Source organism: Pseudomonas sp. WS 5411, assembly GCF_012985595.1.
Lineage (GTDB): Bacteria > Pseudomonadota > Gammaproteobacteria > Pseudomonadales > Pseudomonadaceae > Aquipseudomonas > Aquipseudomonas shahriarae.
On record NZ_JAARMC010000001.1, the window covers coordinates 240,878 to 261,863 of the forward strand.

Genomic DNA, 20,986 nt, shown 5'->3' on the forward strand with positions numbered 1-20,986 from the left:
CGCTAAAGCTCGACAGCTCCCACATTTGATCCCTGCGATTCCCCAATCCCTTGTGGGAGCTGTCGAGCCCCAGCGAGGCTGCGATGGGATCGACTCGGTACACCTGAAAAACCCAGCTGCCTGCATCGCAGCCTCGCTAAAGCTCGACAGCTCCCACATTTGCTTATGTGTGGTTCCCAGGGCTCAGCGTACGATTTTGTCGATCTGGATCCCCAGCTTTTTCAAGCGGTACCAAAAGCTACGTTCGGAGATGCCAATCCGCGACGCCGCAGCCGCCTGTACGCCATTGCTCTCCTGCAAGGCCGCGAGGATGTAGGCCTTTTCCACCTCGGCCAGCGCCGCGTCCAGGTCCTGGGGCACGCCTGGGCCTTCGCTGAGGATTGTCGTCACATCCCGCTCGGTCGGCTGGGACGCGAACAGGTAGGCCGGCAGGTCGATATCTTCAATCACCGGGCTGGAGGCGACGATGGTCGCGCGCTCCACGCAGTTTTGCAGCTCGCGGATGTTCCCCGGCCAGTTGTAGGCGGCCATGGCCTGCAAGGCGTCGGGGCTGAAGCCGGTGATGCGTTTACCGGCGTTGGCGCTCAGGCTGCGGGCAAAGTGGCGGGCCAGCGGGGCGATGTCTTCGACGCGCTCGCGCAATGCTGGCAGTGGGATCGGGAACACATTCAGGCGGTAGTAGAGGTCTTCGCGAAACTCTTTGTTCGCCACCGCTTCCAGCAGGTTCTTGTTGGTGGCGGCGATCACCCGCACGTCCACCTTGCGCTCACGCGGGTCGCCGACCGGCTCGATCACCCGTTCCTGCAAGGCGCGCAGGATCTTGGCCTGCAACGCCAGGGGCATATCCCCCACTTCGTCGAGAAACAGCGTGCCCTTGTCGGCCTGCATAAAGCGCCCTACCCGGTCGGCCACGGCGCCGGTAAACGCGCCCTTGCGATGGCCGAACATTTCGCTTTCCAGCAGGCCTTCGGGGATCGCCGCGCAGTTGACCGCCACAAAAGGCTTGTCTGCACGGTTGCCATGCTTGTGAATGGCGCGGGCGACCATTTCTTTGCCGGTGCCGCTTTCGCCGGTCAACAGGATGGTGGCGTTACTTTCACGCACCGAATCCACCGCCTGCAACACTCGGCGAAACGCCGGGCTTTCCCCGACCAGGCTATCGAACTGGGCATGTTCATCGAGTTCGGCACGCAGCCGTGCGTTGTCGCGCATGATGTCGCGAAACTGCAAGGCCTTGGCCACGGTGATGTCCAGCTCGTCGATGTCAAAGGGCTTGGCAATGTAGTCGTAGGCGCCGTTACGCATGGACTGCACGGCATTTTTCACGGTGCTGTAGGCCGTCATCACGATCACCGGCAATTGCGGGTAGCGCACCTTGATCTCGGCCAGCAGTTGCGGGCCGTCCATGCCGGGCATGCGCCAGTCGCTGATCACCAGGTCGATGTCCTCCTGCTCCAGCACCTTGAGCGCATGCAGGCCATTGCCGGCGATAAACACCTGGATATGGTTCTGGCTCAGGGCCGACGACAGCAAATCGCAGAGCTTGGGCTCGTCGTCGACCACCAATATGTTATGTGTCATGACTGTCCTCGTCGTCGCCGTCATCTTCACCGTTGGCCGGAATGTACAGGCTGAAGGTGGCGCCGGCATCTTTCTCGCTGGTGCATTCGATGCTGGCGTCGTGACTCTCCATGATTGAATAGACTTTCGCCAGGCCGAGGCCGGTGCCCGAGGCCTTGGTGGTAACAAAGGGGGTAAAGATCCGCTCGATCATTTCAGGGGGGATGCCCTGGCCGCTGTCGCTGATGCTGATCACCGTGTAGTGATCGACACGGCTGATGCTCAAGGTCAGGCGCCCGCCCTGGGGCATGGCGTCGATGGCGTTGAGGATCAGGTTCAGGCACGCCTGCTTGAATTGCTTGGCGTCCACATACAGGGTCGCACCCGGCGCCTGGTCGTCGAGATGGGCGTCGATGGCGTGGCTGGCCAGCTCCGGCGCGCAGAAACCGAGGATTTCTTCCACCAGCGGCCGCGCCGGTTGCTGGCTGCGCAGCGGTTCGCTGGGCTTGGCGAAGTCGAGGAAATCGGTGATCAGGTCATTGATCCGGCTGACTTCGCTGATCACGTATTCCAGGTGGCGCTTGTCGGTCTCCGGCAGGTCCGTGCGACGGTGCAGCAGTTGGGTCGCGGTCTTGATGATGCCCAGCGGGTTGCGGATTTCATGGGCCAGGCCCATCGCCACTTCGCCCAGGGCATGCAGGCGGTCGCGGCGGCGCAGTTGGGCTTCGAGGTGATGCAACTCGCCCAGGCGCTCGGTCATATGGTTGAAGGTGCTGCTCAATTGCGCCAGCTCGTCACCGCCGGTGACGGCCACGCGGTGCTGGTAGTTGCCGCTGATCACCGCGCTCACACCCTGGGACAATTCGCGCAGTGGCCGGGTCAGGTGCCGGGAGACCAGCACACCGGCCCCCAGGGACAAAGCGGAACTGAGCAGGAAGATCAGCACAAACAGATTGCTCTGGTTCACCAGCCCCACCAGGCTGGTGTGGCGCAGCAGGCCGCTGAAGATCACGCCCTGTAACTCGCCGGTGTCATTGAAGATCGGCCAGTACAGGCCGCTGTAGTTGCTGGTGAACTGTTCACTGGGCTGCTTGGTGCTGCGCAGGAGGGTTTCCACGGATTTCGGCACGCGGGTCGGGTGGTCTTCAAAACGCTGAGTAGAGAAGATCTCCGAGAAGCCTTCGGTATTGGCCAGGTACAGACGCAAGTCCAGGGAGTGCACCTCGGCGACGCTGGTCAGGAAGCTGCTGTCCAGGTAGGTACCGACCAACAGTTCGTAGTCGACGCCATCCTGGCTGGTCTCGAACGAGGAAATCACGGCCCCGGTGGCCACGCCGCCGACCTGCACGGTTTGCAACACGGCATTGGGAGCGAGGCTGATTTGTTTCACCACATCATCGCCCACGGTGCTGAACATCACCTTGCTGTCACTGCTGCGAATCAGCGTGACCACATCAATATCAGTGGCGCGGGCAATGTCCGCGATCAAACGGTCATGACGCATCGCTTCATGGCTGGAAGGCGGACGCACATACCGCAGGAAGATCTGCGCCACACGGGCGTTGTCGTGCAGGATGTCGCTGACTTCATCCTTGACGATGCGGGTCGACTCTTGCAGCCAGATGCGCACGTTGCTGTCGAAAATCTGCGACAGGGTGGTGGCCGCCAGCTCGGCGGCGATCATGGTCGGGATCACCGTCACCAGCCAGAACGCCAACACCAGCTTGCGCTGCAGGCTCCAGCGGGAAATGGCAAATGGGCGGGCTTTCTGACGGGTTTTGGCGATCATCGGGTTTCGCTTATTGCAGCAGCCATGGCAGGGTCGGATCGGTCCGGGCGAATAAACACTTTTACCAGCTTGAGCAGGGTATCGAGCAGCCGGTTGCGGTGCTGGAAGAACAGCGTATTGCCGGCGAACTCACAGCCCAGGCGTAGCTTACTGGCATACCCGGCCTGCCCGCACTCGTACAACGCAATATTGTGCTCGATGCAGTAGTCGACGTTGGTCAGCCAACTGCGAAAGTACAGGTTATGTTCGCGGCTCTGGGCCAGGTCGTGGGCAAAGAACTTGTCGATCAGCCGGTGCTGGTCCAGCAGCACCAGGTTGAACGCCACCAGTTGCCCATCCACCCAGTAAAGTACACAGCGCGCCCGTTGTTCAAGCTGGGCGAGCACCTGGCTGAAATAACCGGCAGGCAGGCGCTCGAATTGCAGGTCGGCGCGAGCCAGCGTGGCTTCGTAGAGGCGCATGATATCCGGCAACACATCATCGACATTGTCCCGCCACTCCACGTGTGGCCCCGGCGCACGCAGCTTGCGCCGCAAATCCTTGCGCGTGGATTTGCCCAGGGAGCCCAGATAGGCATCCACCGAGCCGTAGGGCAGCGGCAGCAACCCGGTAGGCAAACTCGGCATGCTGTGCAGGCCGGCGGTCTTGCAGCTGTCGGCCCAGTCCTGATCCAGGCTCGGCGCGTCCTTGACCGCCAGCAGGCCGATGCCGAATGCATCGGCATCCCGACGCGCGGCGACCAGTAATTGCTCCAACAGCGCACTGCGGCGCGCAGCGGGCACATGGCTGGCGACACCGGCATGGCATTGCTCGGCCACCGGCGAGCCGATGGCGTACAAGCCCAGGCGCAACGCTCCCGGCCACCAGCGTTCCAGGCGCTGAGTAAAGCGTTTGGCGATGCCCGACACGGTGGTATCGAGGCGGTAATGGGTGATGAACGCCGGGGCGACGGCCAGCAGTTGCCCGTCCTCATAGAGGGCCAGGTAGCGCCACTGGAAGTCGTCGATGGCAGCGTTTTCTACGGCGACGTAGTAATCCCAATCCTCCAACGCCTGGGGAAAACAGTCATTCCAGGCACTGCGTTCGATGGCGTGGATGCTCGGGAAGGTGTGTGCGGTGATCACATCGGAATATCCCTGTAAGTGCTCCTGTAGGCGCTGTCTCGCCCCGCGAGGCTGCGATAGCGGTGGCTCAGGCAACATCAATGTTTACTGTGCCGCCGCCAGCGCGGGCTCGCAGAACGAGACATCGCCCATTTTTGAACCGGTGTGCTGCTCGATAAAGTCGGCACTCAACTCGATCACCCGGCGGTATTGCAGGTCGACGGTGATCATGTGATAGCAGTTGTCCAACAGGATCTTGGTCACCGGCCCCCCCAGGTGGCGTTCCACGTAGTCGGCGTTCCAGCGGCTGGTGATGTCGTCCTCGATGGAGTGCAGCACCAGCGCCGGGGTCTTGATCGACGGCATGCGTTTCTTCACCACCGCATTCATCCAGTGCAGCTCGCGCACGGTGACGCCTTCCATGGTCAACAACCCGGCCTCGCTGCTCTCACCCTCTTTCATCTGCCGCTCGACGATGGCCCGCAGGCGTTCGTTCTTGATGCCGTAGGGCGGCTTCTCGGTAAAGCGGAACAGGCGCACGCCGAACGGAATACGGATCAGCAACGGCGTGATGAAGGCAAATTTGTTGATGCTCCAGCCGTCGTACTTGAGGGTCGTGGAGTACATCAGCAACCCGGCGACCTGGCCCGGAAACTCCGAGGCCAGGTACATCGACATTACCGCGCCCATGGACAAGCCACCGACGAACACCTGCGCATGGCGCTGCTGCACGCCGACAAAGGTCTTGCGCACGCCCTCGTACCAGTCGCGCCAACCGGTGGCCTGCAGGTCTTCGTTGCCCCCGCAGTGCCCGGCCAGGGTCGGCACATACACGGTGCAGTTGCCCTCCTTGGCCAGGCCCTGGGCGACCCGACGCAACTCGGTCGGGGTGCCGGTCAGGCCGTGGATCAACAAGACCCCGACCGGACCGTTGCCGAGAACGAAGCCGGCGTTGCCTTCGCCGAGATCGATATCGGCCTGGTTCACCGCTTCATCGCTCGGGTCAGCAGTTGCTCCAGCAGCTTCAAGCCCAGGTCGATTTCCGGGTAGCTGATTTCCAGGGACGGCGCCAGGGTGATCACGTTCTTGTAGTAGCCGCCCACATCGAGGATCAGCCCGAGTTTCTGGCCGTCTACCAACATGTCGCCTTTCATGCCCTCGTCAACCATGTAGTCCAGGGTCGCCTTGTCTGGGGTGAAGCCATCGGGACCGCAGATTTCACAGCGCAGGGCCAGGCCCAGGCCATCGACGTCGCCGATGATCGGGAAGCGCTTTTGCAACTCTTGCAGGCCTTCAAGGAAGTATTTGCCCTTGGCCATGACCATCGCGCCGTAGTCGACTTCGCTGGTCATCTTGAACATTTCCAGGCCCACCGCCGTACCCAGCGGGTTGGAGGCGAAGGTGGAGTGGGTGGAACCTGGTGGGAAGATTTTCGGGTTGATCAACTCTTCCTTGGCCCAGATGCCGCCCAGGGGGTTGAGGCCGTTGGTCAGGGCCTTACCGAACACGATCACGTCCGGCTGCACATCGAAGTGCTCGATCGACCACAACTTACCGGTGCGCCAGAAGCCCATCTGGATTTCATCGACCACCATCAGGATGCCGTGCTGGTCGAGCACCTGCTTGAGTTCGCTGTAGAAGTTCATCGGCGGGATCACGTAGCCGCCAGTGCCCTGGATCGGCTCGACGTAGAACGCTGCGTACTCGCTCTGGCCGACTTTCGGGTCCCACACACCGTTGTATTCAGTCTCGAACAGCCGTGCGAACTGCTGCACGCAGTGGCTGCCGTATTCTTCCTTGGTCATGCCCTTGGGACCACGGAAGTGGTACGGGAACGGGATGAAGTTGGCGCGCTCGCCAAAGTGGCCGTAGCGGCGACGGTAGCGGTAGCTGGAGGTGATGGACGACGCACCGAGGGTGCGCCCGTGGTAACCGCCCTCGAAGGCGAACATCAGGCTCTTGCCGTTGGTGGCGTTACGCACCACCTTCAGCGAGTCCTCGATGGACTGCGAACCGCCGACGTTGAAATGCACCCGACCATCGAGGCCGAATTTTTTCTTGGCATCCACCGCGATCATTTCCGACAGCTCGATCTTGCCCTTGTGCAGGTACTGGCTGGCGATTTGCGGCAGGGTGTCGATCTGCTGTTTCAGCGCATTGTTCAGGCGCGGGTTGGCATAACCGAAGTTGACCGCCGAGTACCACATTTGCAGGTCGAGGTAGGCCTGGTCTTCGGTGTCCCACACGTAGGAGCCTTCGCAACGGCTGAAGATACGCGGCGGGTCGATGTAGTGGACGGTGTCGCCGTAGGAGCAGTATTTGGCTTCTTTATCCAGCAGAACCTGGTCTTCGGCGGTAGCGATACGGATATCAGACATGATGAAAGAGTTCCTGATTTTCGGAAGTGAAATGGGTGGCGTTGGCGGCGATGCCCTGGGGCAGCCTGGCCAGCAAGGCCGGCAGTTCGGCAAAGGTGTCGAAGCGCAGATGGGGGATGGCGTGGGCCTGGCAGTACTGGGCCAGGCTGCCCTTGGCGAAGACAAAATCGGCGGTGGTCGAGACGCACATATCGGACTTGCCGTCGCCGATCACCAACACCCGTTTGTTACGCGGGGTGGACTTGCATTTGCAGTTGCCCGAGGCCGCGCGGCAAGCGTCGCTGGCATGGGGGAAGTCGATGCGCCAGCTGTTCTGGTCAACCTGGCGCAGGCGGTTGGCGATGATCGGCAGCAGGGTCACGTAGTTGCGCGAAAGGATCCGCGCGATGCCTTGCTCGATGCCGTCGCTGACCACTTCAAGGGACGCGCCCAGGCCAAGGACATGGTCGACGAAGTCCGGGAAGTCCGGGTCGATCTCGACGGTGTCGAAATACGCCAGCAGTTCGGCCGGTGTCGCCTTGATCAATGCCAGTTGGCGGCTCAGGCATTCGCGGGAACCGATATGGCCGTCCAGCCATTGTTGCTCGATGGTTTCCCACTCGGGGCCGGCGAAGCGTTGGAGAACATTGTCGATGACATCGGTGGGTGTGATGGTCCCATCGAAGTCACACACGATATGCCAGTCATTCATCTGCGTTTACCTTGGAGATGACAGCGCGGATGCGCTTGTACCAGGGTTAGAGCAGGGACTGTGCCAAGTGCACAAAACCCAATGGGGCCGGGCTTCTGCCGCATGTCACGGTGAAATACCCAGCGCCCAAGCTACAATTTTTGTAGGTCGCTACAAACAACATGAGTGCTTGCGTGGGGCCCTGCGCCTGCGCGTTCATGCGCGCATATTTTGCAAGAGGAGCAAGCAATATGTTCAGGGTGACTTCGCGGGTATTCGCCGGCGTCCTGGGGCTGTGGATGGGTTCGGCAGCAGCGGCCGACATCAGCGGCGAGGTGGGCCTGGGCCTGAGCTATCAGCCACGGGAGCCCGCCGCCAGCCGCTATCAGACCGTGCCGGTGCCCTACTTCGACCTGGATTGGGGAGATGTCAGCCTCGATACCGATGACGGCCTGACCTGGAGTGCGCTCAACAGCAATGGCTTGAGTGCCGGGCCGTACCTCAATTACCTGGCGGGACGCACGGCCCACGGGCCGCTGAAGGGCCTGCGGGATGTGTCGGACATGGCCGAGGTCGGCGGGTTTATCCAGTACGCGCCAGCGGACTTCTGGCGGGTCTACGCGCAACTGGGGCGGGCCGTGGGCGGTGCCCGCGCGCAAAGCGGCGTGCTCGGCAAGCTCGGCGGGGAGCTGGGTTACCCGTTGGGCGGCGCAGTGATTGGCAGCACGGGGCTGGTCGCGCATTTTGCCGATGGCCGCCAGACCCAGACGTTTTTCGGGGTGGATGAGCAGGAAGCGGCAGGCTCCGGGATTCGCCCGTACAACGCCAGCGGCGGGTTCCAGAACCTGACACTGACCCAGAGCGTGCAGATTCCCCTGGCGCCCAAATGGTCGTTGCTGGCCAGTGCCAGTTGGGTGCATCTGCTGGGATCAGCGGCGGACAGCAGCATCGTTCGCCAGGCCGGCGAGGTGAACCAGGGGCAGGTGCAGACGGCGATCAGCTACACCTTCGATTGATTGTGTGGAAGCGGGCTTGCCCGCGATAGCATCACCGCGGTGTAACTGATACACCACGGCGCCTGCATCGCGGGCAAGCCCGCTCCCACATTTGTCCGTCATTCCAGTCTGGGCTCAGTTTTCTTCGCCCTCGGCCAGCAGTGCAATCCCGCCAATAATCACCACCACGCCCACCCAGTGCAGGAAGCTGATGTGCTCGCCCAGCCCCAACCACGAGCCGAGCAGCACCACCACAAACACCAGCGAACTCAGGGGGAAGGCCAGGGATAGGCTGCTGCGTCGCAGGATCAGCATCCACACAAAGAACGCGCCGATATAGCAGGCGATCGCCGCGAGGATCCCCGGGTTGACTGCCACCGCCGCCAACCATTGCCAATTGAAATCCATCTGGCCAATTTGATCGCCAGCCACCTTGGTAAACAACTGCCCGGCGCTTTCGGTGAGGATCAACAACGCCCATAATACTACGGTGCCCAAGCGCCCATGCAGCCAGCCAACCGGACGGATAGCCATCTCTTGCGAACTCATGATTGTGCTCCTGCTACAGCCACCAACATCACGCCGGCGGTAATCACCATCGTGCCCAGCCAGCGCCGGCGGCTGACGGTTTCGCCCAGTATCACCTTGCCCGCCAACACCACCCCGCAGTAAGCCAGTGCGGCGGCCGGGAACAACAGGCTCAACGGCGCGCGGGACAAGGCTTCAAGCCAGACAAAAAATTCGATGACATAGGCGCCGATGCCCGCCCACAGCAACGGCGCATTAAATACCTGGCCCCAGAAGGCATTCAGGCGAAAGCCGCCTTCGAGTTCGGGCAAGCGGTCCAGGCCCAATTTGAAACACAACTGGCCGATCACATCGAGAACGATGGAAAAGGCCACCAGCAACACGACGGTCAGGGTCACGGGAACAGCTCCTCGAACAGGTTGATCAACGCTTCATTGGTGGTGGCGTTACGCAGCAGGTCGTCAGCGCTCCAGCGTGCGGCCGGCGGCTGGTCGGACTTGGCTTCCCAGCGCTTGAAGGCGTTGCTGAACGCAGGCTGGGCAAACTCGCCGCACACGTCGATGCCAAGGATCCGCTTGCTCGCCGCCAACGCACGCAGGGCTTGCAGCAGGTGCGTCAGGCGCATGCCGCCCTGGTCCCAGTTGGTGGCCGCGTCTTCGCTGGCCAGCACGTCCTTGTCGAGGGTGATCCATACCGCCTCGGTGGGCAGGCTGGCGATCATTTGCTCAAGGAATGCAGGCCAGTCGAGCTCAGCGAGGTTGCGCCAGTGCAGGTGGTTTTCCTGTTGTGCATGGCCGGCGCCATCCCCTACCCGCCCCCAGACTTTCGACGGCGCGTGCTGCCAGGGAAACAACTGCAAGTGCCCGCGCTTCAGGGCGCCGAGGTTACCGCCGCGCAGTTGCGGGTTATGCAGGTCATCGCTGCACGGGCCGAGGGTGACGATGCGCTGGATCGCCGGCATCTTCAGGGCTTGATTGACCCATGAGCCGCAGTGTCGGCGCGGGGCCAGGCGTACCCAGTCGGGGTGGTTGTCGAAGTGGATCAGGCTGATGGGTTCCTGCACTTCGGCGAGAAAAGCCGGGGTCAGGTGGTGATAGTCGCCGGAGCCGACAAAGAAGATTTCCGGGCGCGCCGTGCTTGGCCGGGGCCGTTGGGCCAGGCGCTGGGCAAAGCGTTTCCAGGTTTTTTCGGTGGACCACAGGCGCAGTTTCGGGCCCAGGTCGAGCAGGTCCAGGCGCGTCGCTTGACCACTGGCCAGACGCCGGGCGATGGGTGCCTGGGCTGTGAGGCTGTGGTCGAGATCAAGAATATTCAAGGTAATGTTTCACCCCCTGGCAGTGCCCAGCCGCTTACCGGCGGGGCTTTAGGGGGGTAATGCAAGGGATGGGCCAGGAACCCATGTGGCTTGCTCGCCAAGGCGGTGGGTCAGTCAAGAGATACTTAGCTGATCTACCGCTTTCGCGAGCAAGCCCGCTCCCACATTTGGTCGGTGGTGTTTGTTAGCTTTTGGCTTCGTTGATGATCTGGCGGATTGCACCGACAAACGCTTCAACCGGCTGCCCACCACTGACCGCGTACTGGTCGTTGAACACGATGGTCGGCACCGAACTCACCCCGCGTGATACCCACAGCTGCTCCTGCTCGCGGACTTCTGCGGCGTACTCGTCCGAGGCCAGAACCTCGGCTGCGCGCTTGAGGTCCAGGCCAACGCTCTCGGCAATGATTGCCAACGTGGCGTGGTCGGACGGGTCCTGGCCATCGCTGAAGTAAGCCTTGAACAGCGCTTCCTTGAGGTTGTACTGCAAGCCCTCGAGCCCGGCCCAATGCAGCAGGCGATGGGCGTCGAAGGTGTTGTAGATACGGCTTTGGCCATCGGTACGAAACGCAAAGCCCAGGGCGGCGCCCATGTCGCGGATGCGCGCGCGGTTGGCCTGGGACTCTTCGGCAGTGGAGCCGTATTTCTCGGTGATGTGCTCGGTGATGTTCTGCCCTTCGGCGGGCATGTTCGGGTTCAGCTCGAAGGGCTGGAAGTGGATCTCGGCCTGCACTTCGGCGCCCAGTTGGTCCAGGGCTTCGGTCAGGCCGCGCAGGCCGATGACGCACCAGGGGCAGGACACGTCGCTGACAAAGTCGATTTTCAGGGAAGTACTCATTCAGGCAACCTCGCAGGCATTACACGCCACAAAGTTCGCACCATACACCTCTACGCGGCCGTCATAAAACCTTGGCGGGGGCCACGGGCTCAACCTGCGCCCACTGCGCCGCCTCTTCGCGGTGGGCTTGCAGGTACGGCAACACCGCCGCCAGCAACGGCGCCTTGAACGCTTCCTGAAAACGATGGGCCAGACCCGGGATCAGCCGCAACTGGCTGCCCTGGATATGCGCCGCCAGGTGCACACCATGCATCACCGGCAACAACGGGTCGGCCGTGCCATGCACCACCAGGGTCGGCACGCGCAGTTGGTTGAGCAATGGCACCCGGCTCGGTTCGGCAAGGATGGCCATGATCTGGCGCTTCACACCCTCGGGATTGAATGCCCGGTCGTAAGACTGCGCCGCCTGCTGCAGCAACGCCTGGCGGTCATCCTCGACCTGGGGGCTGCCCAGGGCGGCCAGCAAGTCGGCCTGCTGCTCCAGGGCCACTTCACGGTTGGGCGCACTGCGCCGCGACAGCAACTGCACCAGCGCGGCATTCGGCGCGGGCAGGCCTTCGGCGCCGGAGCTGGTCATGATCAGGGTCAGGCTTTCTACGCGCTGCGGCGCCATCGCCGCCAGATGCTGGGCGATCATCCCGCCCATGCTCGCGCCCAGTACATGGAACTGGCGCACCTGCAACGCATCCATCAACCCCAGGGCGTCGTCGGCCATATCGGTCAGGGTGTAGGGCGCAGCCACCGGCAGGCCGAGTTTGTAGCGCAGCACTTCAAAGGTCAGGTTGGCGCTGGCCGGGGCCTGGCGCCAGGTGGACAGGCCAACGTCACGGTTGTCGTAGCGGATCACCCGAAAACCTTGTTGGCACAAGGCGACCACCACTTCGTCCGGCCAGTGGATCAACTGCCCGCCCAGGCCCATCACCAGCAGCAACGCTGGGTCGGAAGCACGGCCGATGCTCTGGTACGCCAGGCTCACCTGCTCCAGGTCGACCCGCTCAGTCGGGACATTGACATCACATCGAGAAGCCGCAAAAGACGGCAGGCCGAACAATAAGGCGGCCAGTAAAAGCAACACGCGCATGAAAAACACCGAAACGCAGAACCCCAGTAGAGCGCGAGTCTGATGAAGTTTGTTCAAGCGCGCTGCCACAGTTACGTGACAGTTTGATGAAGAGTGCCCAGCGGTCATGGTCGACAGAATTGGCAACATGAGACAAACTCACGCTATCCGAACTTGTCACAAATTATCTTCATGGAGAGCCCGTGCTCGAAATCCGTCATCTCAAGACCCTGCACGCCTTGCGCGAAGCCGACAGCCTGGTGGAAGCCGCCGAGCGCCTGCACCTGACCCAGTCGGCACTGTCCCACCAGTTCAAAGAGCTGGAAGAGCGCATGGGCATGCCGCTGTTTGTGCGCAAGACCAAACCGGTACGCTTCACCAGCGCCGGCCTGCGCCTGCTGCAACTGGCGGACGCCACCCTGCCGCTGCTGCGCGGTGCCGAACGGGATATCGCACGCCTGGCCGGCGGCACCGCCGGGCGCCTGCATATGGCGATCGAGTGCCACAGCTGCTTCCAGTGGCTGATGCCGACCATCGACCAGTTCCGCGATGCCTGGCCGGAAGTCGAGCTGGACCTGGCTTCCGGCTTTGCCTTCGCCCCGCTGCCAGCCCTGGCCCGTGGCGACCTGGACCTGGTAGTGACCTCCGACCCGCTGGAGCTGGCGGGCATCACCTATGTGCCGTTGTTCACCTACGAAGCGATGCTCGCCGTGGCCAACCAGCATGCCCTGGCCAATAAGCCGTACATCGTGCCCGAGGATCTGCTCAGCGAAACCCTGATCACCTACCCGGTAGAGCGCGACCGCCTGGACATCTTCACCCGTTTCCTGGAGCCGGCCGACGTCGAGCCGGCCCAGGTCCGTACCTCGGAGCTGACGGTGATGATGATGCAGTTGGTGGCCAGCGGACGCGGCGTGTGTGGCATGCCCCACTGGGCGCTGCACGAGTACAGCTCGCGGGGTTATGTGAAGGCCAAGCGGTTGGGCGAGAGGGGTCTGTTTGCCACGCTGTACGCCGGGATCCGCGCGGATATGCTGGATGCGCCGTACATGCGCGACTTTTTGCTGACGGCCAAGGACACCTCGTTTTCGACCCTGGATGGGGTCAGCGCAGTCCGTTGATTGCTCACGCGCTGCGCCGTTGCTCCAGCATCAGGCGCACCGCCAGGGCGGCCAGCACAAACCCCATGAAATAACGCTGCACCGCCAGCCACGTGGGGTTGTGGATAAACCAGGCGGCGATGCTCGCGGCGCACAGCGAGATCAGCAGGTTGACCACAAAGCTGACGCTGATCTGGGTAAAGCCCAGCATCAGGCTCTGGGTGAAGACCGAACCGTGCTCCGGGGTGATGAACTGCGGGAATACCGACAGGTAGAACACCGCGATTTTCGGGTTCAGGGCACTGGTCAGAAAGCCCATGGTCACCAGCTTGCGCGGCGAGTCGGCGGGCAGTTGCTGGGCCTCGAACGGCGAACGGGCGCCCGGTCTCACTGCTTGCCAGGCCAGCCATAGCAGGTATAGCGCGCCGGCCCATTTCAGCACTTCATAGGCCACCGGCACCGTGAGAAACACTGCGGTCAACCCAGCAGCCGCGGCGAACAGGTGCACAAAAAAACCTGCGACCACCCCCAATAACGACGTGACCCCGGCCCTGCGGCCCTGGCAGATCGAGCGGGAGATCAGGTAGATCATGTTCGGCCCGGGCGTGAGTACCAGCAGCAGCGAGGCGGCGGCAAAAATCAGCAGTTCATTGAGGGGGATCACGGCTCAGTCCTTTGCGCCCGACAGTTCAGGCAGTAGTGGTCAGCGATGCGCGATAAAACGGCAGGATCAAGTCACGTGTCAAGGGCGCCAGCTGCAGGCCGCCGTCGCCGGCCGGGTCGATCCAGCGCACTTCTTCGATCTCGGCAGCGGGCGTTACCGCCACGTCGATACGCACTTCAAAGAGCTCGGCCGCCACGGTAAACCCCGGCTCGTTGGCCGCCGGCGCCGAGAAGTGGCCCAGGTAGTGTGCCTGGGCCGAGTCGATACGCAACCCCAGCTCTTCGTACAGCTCACGCGCCAGGGCCTGCACCGGTTGTTCGCCCGCGTCGATCTTGCCGCCCGGCTGCATGAACGCCTGGGTGCCGCGCTTGCGCACCAGCAGGGTCTGGCCGTCGCTGCCGATCAACAGGGCGGCGGCGATACGGATGGTCTGGGACATGAAATAAACGCCTTGGAGTAAAGGCCGCAAAGGATCACACGACCCTGCGCTGCGCTGCCAGCTTTGTGGCCGTTTTTTTGTGATGACGGGTTTGTTGTGGCGAGCGGGCTTGCCCGCGCTGGGCGGCGAAGCCGCCCCAGACCACCCACCGAGCTCCAACTGAGAAAACACGGTGGCCTGATTAGGGCTGCTTCGCAGCCCAGCGCGGGCAAGCCCGCTCGCCACAACAAGGCTGGTTGCCCCCTTGCCACAGGTTGTGTGATTTTTTATTGAGCAGGGAGCGGTTCGTCAGGCTCCTTGATGAACACGCTGTACTTGGCGCCTTCCATCGCCTCAAAGGCGATCAGCTTGTCCACCAGCGGCAGGTTCAGCACCTTGCCAGCGTTGAGCAGCAGCATGCCGTTGTCGGCATTGAGATTGCGCGCCAGGATCATGCCTTCGGCCAATTCCCGCGTGCCGAGCACCTTGACCGTCGGGTCGCCCAGGGTCACGTCGCTGAGGAAGGCCGCACAGGCCTGGACGAAGTCTTCCACCATATCCGGGTCATACAGGCGCCCGGCGTATTTGCGGATGTACAGCAACGCTTCGTCGCTGTTCATCTGCCGCTCCAGAATCAAGCCGCGCTGCAATTCGATAAAGTCCACCGCCAACTTCAGCAAACGCGAGCCAAACGGAATCCCATCGCCCTTGAGGTGGTCGGGGAAACCACTGCCGTCCCAGCGTTCCTGGTGATGGCGGATGATGCGCGCCGCATCCTTCATCGGCTCCAGGGTCATCAGCAGCGATTCGCTTTGGGTCGGGTAGGTGCGATACAGCTCGCGGTCAGTACTGTGCAACAGGTCGGCGGGAGCGATCATCATCCTGTCGGTCCAGCTCAACTTGCCGACGTTGTACAGCGCCGCAGCCATGGTCAGGTCGCGCACACTGGACTCATCCATCGACTGGGCTCGGCAGTACACCCGGATCAGCTCGATCAATGGGCGGTTGGTCTGTTTTTCCTTGGGCAGGCGCAGGTTGGCCAGCAGGGAAAAGACTTCGGTGCCGGTCACGTAGCTGCGTTTGAGCTCATCGTAGGCCAGGTCAAGCATGTCGGCGGTCTGTTGCAGCTCGCTGGTGCGCGAGAGGACGCGCTTTTCCAGGGTGGCATTGAGCGCCTTGAGTTGATCGTTCTGTTCGCGGGTCAGTTGCTCCAGGCGCAGCCTTTCGCGATCGGAAAACTGATGCTCCAGGGACTGGCGCAGGATCAGGAGCAGTTCATCATCGTTCCACGGCTTGCTGATATAGCGGTGGATCTGCCCCTCGTTGATGGCCTTGATGATCATCGTCAGGTCGGCGTAGCCCGTCAGCAGGATGCGCGATGTCGCCGGGTACAGGCGATGGGTTTCGGCCAGCAACGTCGCCCCGTCCATGGCCGGCATCCGGGCATCGGTCATGACCAGGTCCACGGGTTGGGCCGCCATGATTTCCAGCGCCTGGGCACCGCTGCCGGCCAATAAGACGTCATAAGGCTGACCGCGCAGCAGGCGGCGCAGGCTGTTGAGGATCGACTCTTCATCATCGACCAGCAAAACCGTGGGCCTGTAGGGAGAAGTTGTAGCGAGTTGCTCATCCATGGCGACACCTACTCAAACTTGAACTAGATTTAACCCTTGCACCTGCCGTTGACTGCGCGGTGCTTGCCCAGGCAATCAGCGCTCTACGTCAAAGGGTGAGCTGCCGTTGATTTGACGCCAACTGGCCGACTAATTCAAGGGAGCCGACTACGCTTGTACATAGAGTCAGCAATTGACTCACTCCTCTCACCCGTTGCGGAAAGGAATCCTTATGCACCCCTCCATGTTGTTGCATGCCGATGGGTCCGGGTCATGAGCCAGCGCCCTAAACATGCAAACCGACGCATTCTGATCGTTGACGATACGGCCTCTATCCATCAGGACTTCCGCAAAATCCTCTGTGCCGAGGCCATCGCTGACCAGACGCTGGAAAGTATCGAGCAAAGCCTGTTCGGTACGGCACCCGCGGTTCACCAGCGCTACACCCTGGACTCCGCCTACCAGGGCCAGGAAGCCCTGGCGTTGGTGAGCCAGGCGCTGGCTGATGGCGCGCCATACGCCCTGGCGTTCATCGACATGCGCATGCCGCCGGGGTGGGATGGCCTGGAGACCATCGAGCAGCTGTGGAACATCGACTCCAACCTGCAAATCGCCCTGTGTACCGCCTATTCCGACTACTCCTTCGAAGCGATTGAAGCGCGCCTGAAGTTCAGCGATCAGTTGCTGATCCTGAAAAAACCCTTCGACCATCTGGAAATCCGTCAGATGGCCAGTGCCCTGACCTGGAAATGGCAGTTGGCACAGGATGCGCTGCTCAAGGTGTCGAACCTGGAGCGCACGATCGAAGAACGGGTCCAGGAACTGCTCAAGGTCTCGCACCTGCTGCAATACGATGCCCTCACCGGCCTGCCCAACAGCACGTTGCTCGGCGACCGACTGACGCAGGCCATTGCCCTGGGCCGGCGCCACGATACTCAACTGGCCGTGATGTTTATTGGCCTGGACCGCTTCAAGCGTATCAACAACGCCCTGGGCCACCCCGTGGGCGATCAAGTGTTGCAACAGGTCGGCGAGGACCTGGCGGCAACGGTCCGCAAATCCGACTCGGTGTTCCGCTATGGCGCCGACGAGTTCGTGATGATCCTCAACGACATTCATCACCCCCAGCAAACCAAAAGCATTGCCGAGAAGGTCCTCAAGGCTCTGGGCCGCACCCGCCATGTGGCGGGCCATGACCTGCGTGTCACTGCCAGCCTTGGCATCAGCATTTACCCCAATGACAGTTTCAACGCCGTGGAGCTGATCAAGAAGGCGGAAACCGCCATGCGTAACGTCAAGGAACAGGGGCCGGACAACTTCAGCTTTTTTATCGAAGACATGAACCTCATCGCGCGCCAGCAGCAGACCCTGGAGGCCGCTATCCGCCTGGCCCTGGAGCGCGATGAGTTCGTCTTGCACTATCAGCCGAAGCTGGACTTGAAGAGTGGGCGGATTGTCGGCGCCGAAGCGTTGATTCGCTGGTTTCAACCGGCTCATGGCTGGGTCTACCCATCGGACTTCATCCCGATGGCCGAAGACAGCGGCCTGATCGTGCCCTTGAGCCAGTGGGTCTTGCGCCAGGCTTGCGAACAGGCGCAACGCTGGCAAGCCCAGGGCTTGGCGCCCATTTGTGTCTCGGTGAACATCTCGGCTATCGACTTCCGTCAGCGCGACTTTGTCAGCAACCTTGCGACCATACTCGAGCAGACAGGGTTGGCGCCCGCCCTGCTGGAGCTGGAGATTACCGAAAGTGTATTGATGCAAAACGTCGAGGACACTATTGCCATCCTGCACGAGATCAAAAAAATGGGGGTGCGGCTGGCCATTGATGACTTCGGCACCGGCTACTCCAGCCTCAGTTACCTGCGGCGCTTTCCCGTCGATGTGCTAAAAATCGACCAGTCGTTTGTTCGTGGCCTGGGCGAGAACACCCAGGACATGCAATTGATCAGTGCCATTATCAGCCTGGGCAAGAGCCTGGACCTCAATATCATTGCCGAGGGCGTGGAGACCGTCGAACAACTGGAGTTCCTCAAGGCCCGGCACTGCGAGGAGGGCCAGGGCTATCTGTTCAGCAAAGCCGTGGCGGCCGAGGATTTTGCCCGGCTGCTGCAAACCGGCCCACATCATCTGATGCCGGATCAATGATTCTCTGCTCACAAGGAATTGAAGTTGAGCAATACATCACCGCGTTACCCGTCGGCATGGGTCATAAGCCTGGTATTCGGCGTATGGCTGGGCGGCTCAACGGCACTCGCAGCGCCACTCGATGAGGCGCTCAAACCGCTGCCTGGAACGCCGGTGCTGGATGCCGCCCGTGTCGAGTTGGGGCGTCGGCTGTTCAATGAAACGCGTCTTTCGATCAATAACACCCTGTCGTGCGCCAGTTGCCATCGCCTGGACAAAGGCGGCGCGGATGACAAACCCTTCTCCCTGGGCTTCGACGGCAAGCCCGTGGCCCTCAACACGCCCACGGTGTTCAACGCCAGCCTGAACTTCAAACAGTTTTGGAACGCCCGGGCAGACACCCTGGAGGCACAGATCGAACAAGTGGTGACCAGCCCCGTGGAAATGGGTAACACCTGGCCAACCGTGGTCGCGACGCTGTCCGCTGCGCCTGAATATCAACGCGCATTCACCCAGGCGTACCCCGATGGCGTCACGGCGGCCAACGTGCAGAATGCCCTGGCCACGTACGAGCGCACCCTGCTCGCGCCCAATTCACGCTTCGACCAGTACCTGCTGGGCAACACCGACATCCTCAGCTATGACGAAAAACAGGGCTACCTGCGCTTCAAGGAGTACGGTTGTATTGCCTGTCATCAAGGGGTCAACATCGGGGGCAACATGTACCAAAAGTTCGGCGTGCTGGGTGACTACTTCAAGGACCGCGGCAACCCGGTGGACGCGGACCTGGGGCGCTACCTGGTCACCCTGGATGAGGAAGACCGCCATGTGTTCAAAGTGCCCAGCCTGCGTAACGTCGCCGTCACCGCCCCGTACTTTCACGACGCCTCGGCCAAGACCCTGGACGAGGCGATCGACGTGATGTTCAAGTACCAGTTGGGACGCACGCCGTCGGCGGATGACAAGGCCCGGATTGCGCTGTTCCTCAAGACACTGACCGGCGAGTGGGAGGGCAAGCCGCTATGAAGCTGACTCGCCGCGCCAGCCTGGCCCTGCTCGGTTTCGTCACCTTAGTGCTGGCCTCGATCCTGGTTTTTTTGTACATCAAGTCTTCCACCGACCAGAGCAGCAACTACACCCCGTCCCGGGACCTGATCCGCCATATCAAGCAATTGAACGCGCAATGGGACAGCGAGGTGCTCAAGGCGCGGATCGCCCTGACCCACAACTACGACCCGCTGGTCGCGCCCCTCAACGAGATGAACAGCCTCTGGGCCGAGCTGGAGGCGCGCGAGCACCTGCACCAGCATGCCGATCCAACCAAATGGCAATGGGAACAGAACAACTATCGAGCGGCGGTCGAGGAAAAAGCGCGGCTGGTGGACCAGTTCAAATCCCATAACGCCTTGCTGCGCAACTCCCTGGCCTTCCTGCCGACCGCCGAGGACGATATCCAGGCGCAGTTCGGACTGCTGGACGACAACAGCCGCCTGCAGTTGCAAGACGTTACCAGCGACACCTACGACTTGTTGCTCAGCAGTCTTGAGTTCGCGCTGGTTGCCAATAATGACAAGGCCGCAGAGATTCTTGTCGGGTTGAACAAACTGGCGATCAACAAAGAACACCTGCCTGGGGATTTCCAGAGCCCTATCGAGCTTCTCAGCAAGCACATTGCCCTGATTCTGCGTGAGCAACCGGTGGTCAACAGTTTGCTTGAGCGCATCGCCGCAATCCCGCTGTCCGAGCACTTGGACGTCATGACCAACCAACTCGACCAGGATCAACGGGTCGCCGAACTGACCGAGCAGAAGTACCACCGTTACCTGCTGGTGTTTTCGACGTTATTGATGCTGGTACTGGTGTACCTGGCTGTTCGCCTGTTACGCAGCTTCGCCGAGATCAACCGGGTCAACCGCGCCCTGCAGGCCGCCAACGAAAGCCTCGAACAACGGGTCGAGGAACGCACCCGGGAACTCAAGGACGCCCAGAGCGAGCTGCTCGACAGCGCCCGCCAGGCCGGCATGGCGGAAATCGCCACGAATGTGCTGCACAACGTCGGCAACGTGCTCAACAGCGTGAATGTGTCCGCCGACCTGGTCACCCGTAAGCTGCGGGCCAGCAAGGCCCTGGGGCTGGGCAAGGCCATGCAGTTGATCAACGAGCATCCCCATGACCTGGGCACCTTCCTGACGGAGGATGACAAGGGCAAAATGTTGCCGGGATACCTCAATCAACTGGTGGACGCGATTGCCATCGAGCAGCAAGGCATGGCCGATGAACTGGTGCAGTTGACCAAGAGCGTCGACCACATCAAGGACATCGTCTCCACCCAGCAGTCCTATGCTGGCGCCTCCAAGCTGCTGGAACCGGTCCATATCAGCGCCCTGGTCGAAGACGCGCTGCGCATGAATTCCGGGGCCTTGAGTCGCCACCATGTCACCGTGGTCAAGGACTATCAGCCGGTCCCCGAGGTCATGGCCGACAAACACCGGTTGCTGTTGATTCTGGTGAACCTGATCAGCAACGCCAAGTACGCCATGTCCAACCTCAGCGACCGGCCACGCCAGATAACCCTGACGGTCCAGGCCGTGGAGGGCGACACCCTGCAGATCAGCGTCAAGGACGAAGGCGAAGGCATCCCCGCAGAGAACATGACGCGGATCTTTACCCATGGTTTTACCACCCGCAAGGAAGGCCACGGCTTCGGCCTGCACAGCTGTGCCCTGGCCGCCATCGAAATGAATGGTCACCTGACCGCACACAGCGATGGGCCCGGCCTGGGGGCCGTGTTTACCCTGCAAATCCCTCTTGAGCGTGCCGAGACCTGA

Annotated in this window: 19 protein-coding genes; 5 read left to right on the plus strand and 14 right to left on the minus strand. The window is 61.6% G+C overall.

The genetic code is table 11. The annotated features are described in order from the left end of the window. Positions 1-183: 183 nt before the first annotated feature. The 6 genes from HBR93_RS01140 to HBR93_RS01165 form a co-directional block, all read right to left on the minus strand. Positions 184-1,581, minus strand: a complete 1,398-nt coding sequence (locus HBR93_RS01140; RefSeq protein WP_057958591.1) for a sigma-54 dependent transcriptional regulator — start codon at positions 1,579-1,581, stop codon at positions 184-186. Continuing rightward, complete coding sequence (locus HBR93_RS01145; protein WP_057438354.1) at positions 1,571-3,349, minus strand: HAMP domain-containing sensor histidine kinase; 1,779 nt, start codon at positions 3,347-3,349, stop codon at positions 1,571-1,573. The genes HBR93_RS01140 and HBR93_RS01145 overlap by 11 nt, the downstream gene beginning before the upstream one ends. Beyond that, positions 3,346-4,473 (minus strand): GNAT family N-acetyltransferase, encoded by a 1,128-nt coding sequence (locus HBR93_RS01150; protein ID WP_169959705.1) that lies wholly within the window; start codon positions 4,471-4,473, stop codon positions 3,346-3,348. Before HBR93_RS01150 ends, HBR93_RS01145 begins: the two co-directional genes overlap by 4 nt. An 84-nt stretch (positions 4,474-4,557) precedes the next feature. Continuing rightward, a complete protein-coding gene (locus HBR93_RS01155) occupies positions 4,558-5,439 on the minus strand; it encodes an alpha/beta fold hydrolase (RefSeq protein ID WP_057958588.1) in 882 nt (293 codons plus the stop codon). Further along, complete coding sequence (locus HBR93_RS01160; protein ID WP_057438348.1) at positions 5,436-6,830, minus strand: aminotransferase class III-fold pyridoxal phosphate-dependent enzyme; 1,395 nt, start codon at positions 6,828-6,830, stop codon at positions 5,436-5,438. The genes HBR93_RS01155 and HBR93_RS01160 overlap by 4 nt, the downstream gene beginning before the upstream one ends. Continuing rightward, complete coding sequence (locus HBR93_RS01165; protein WP_057438346.1) at positions 6,823-7,521, minus strand: MtnX-like HAD-IB family phosphatase; 699 nt, start codon at positions 7,519-7,521, stop codon at positions 6,823-6,825. The genes HBR93_RS01160 and HBR93_RS01165 overlap by 8 nt, the downstream gene beginning before the upstream one ends. A gap of 230 nt (positions 7,522-7,751) precedes the next feature. Here HBR93_RS01165 and HBR93_RS01170 point away from each other — a divergent pair, with 230 nt between their 5' ends. Continuing rightward, on the plus strand, positions 7,752-8,516 hold the full coding sequence (locus HBR93_RS01170; protein WP_169959706.1) for a MipA/OmpV family protein: 765 nt from the start codon (positions 7,752-7,754) through the stop codon (positions 8,514-8,516). 114 nt (positions 8,517-8,630) lie between these two features. Here the strand turns inward: HBR93_RS01170 and HBR93_RS01175 are convergent, their stop codons facing one another. From HBR93_RS01175 to HBR93_RS01195, 5 genes are all read right to left on the minus strand, one after another. Beyond that, complete coding sequence (locus tag HBR93_RS01175) at positions 8,631-9,044, minus strand: EamA family transporter (RefSeq protein ID WP_057438343.1); 414 nt, start codon at positions 9,042-9,044, stop codon at positions 8,631-8,633. Continuing rightward, positions 9,041-9,421, minus strand: coding sequence for a transporter (locus HBR93_RS01180; RefSeq protein ID WP_057438341.1), 381 nt, complete (start codon positions 9,419-9,421; stop codon positions 9,041-9,043). Before HBR93_RS01180 ends, HBR93_RS01175 begins: the two co-directional genes overlap by 4 nt. Next, entirely contained in the window at positions 9,418-10,338 is a 921-nt protein-coding gene (locus HBR93_RS01185) for a hypothetical protein (RefSeq protein WP_057958584.1), read from the minus strand. The genes HBR93_RS01180 and HBR93_RS01185 overlap by 4 nt, the downstream gene beginning before the upstream one ends. Before the next feature lie 184 nt (positions 10,339-10,522). After that, entirely contained in the window at positions 10,523-11,176 is a 654-nt protein-coding gene (locus tag HBR93_RS01190) for a DsbA family oxidoreductase (protein WP_057438339.1), read from the minus strand. Between the two features lie 61 nt (positions 11,177-11,237). Next, the gene (locus tag HBR93_RS01195) at positions 11,238-12,257 is read right to left on the minus strand and encodes an alpha/beta hydrolase (protein WP_169959707.1); all 1,020 of its coding nucleotides are present in this window, start codon (positions 12,255-12,257) and stop codon (positions 11,238-11,240) included. Positions 12,258-12,439: 182 nt separating this feature from the next. Here HBR93_RS01195 and metR point away from each other — a divergent pair, with 182 nt between their 5' ends. Continuing rightward, positions 12,440-13,357, plus strand: a complete 918-nt coding sequence (gene metR, locus HBR93_RS01200; protein WP_169959708.1) for a transcriptional regulator MetR — start codon at positions 12,440-12,442, stop codon at positions 13,355-13,357. Positions 13,358-13,361: 4 nt separating this feature from the next. On the opposite strand, the gene HBR93_RS01205 is transcribed toward metR, so the two are convergent. The 3 genes from HBR93_RS01205 to HBR93_RS01215 form a co-directional block, all read right to left on the minus strand. Next, entirely contained in the window at positions 13,362-14,000 is a 639-nt protein-coding gene (locus HBR93_RS01205; protein WP_057438335.1) for a LysE family translocator, read from the minus strand. A gap of 25 nt (positions 14,001-14,025) precedes the next feature. After that, positions 14,026-14,439, minus strand: coding sequence for an NUDIX domain-containing protein (locus HBR93_RS01210; protein WP_169959709.1), 414 nt, complete (start codon positions 14,437-14,439; stop codon positions 14,026-14,028). 266 nt (positions 14,440-14,705) lie between these two features. Then, positions 14,706-16,052, minus strand: a complete 1,347-nt coding sequence (locus HBR93_RS01215; RefSeq protein ID WP_057438331.1) for an HD domain-containing phosphohydrolase — start codon at positions 16,050-16,052, stop codon at positions 14,706-14,708. Positions 16,053-16,304: 252 nt separating this feature from the next. Between HBR93_RS01215 and HBR93_RS01220 the strand changes: the two genes are divergently transcribed. From HBR93_RS01220 to HBR93_RS01230, 3 genes are all read left to right on the plus strand, one after another. Next, the gene (locus HBR93_RS01220; RefSeq protein WP_057444419.1) at positions 16,305-18,179 is read left to right on the plus strand and encodes a GGDEF and EAL domain-containing protein; all 1,875 of its coding nucleotides are present in this window, start codon (positions 16,305-16,307) and stop codon (positions 18,177-18,179) included. A gap of 63 nt (positions 18,180-18,242) precedes the next feature. Continuing rightward, on the plus strand, positions 18,243-19,184 hold the full coding sequence (locus tag HBR93_RS01225) for a cytochrome c peroxidase (protein ID WP_170044124.1): 942 nt from the start codon (positions 18,243-18,245) through the stop codon (positions 19,182-19,184). Then, positions 19,181-20,986 (plus strand): DAHL domain-containing protein, encoded by a 1,806-nt coding sequence (locus HBR93_RS01230; RefSeq protein ID WP_115128912.1) that lies wholly within the window; start codon positions 19,181-19,183, stop codon positions 20,984-20,986. The genes HBR93_RS01225 and HBR93_RS01230 overlap by 4 nt, the downstream gene beginning before the upstream one ends.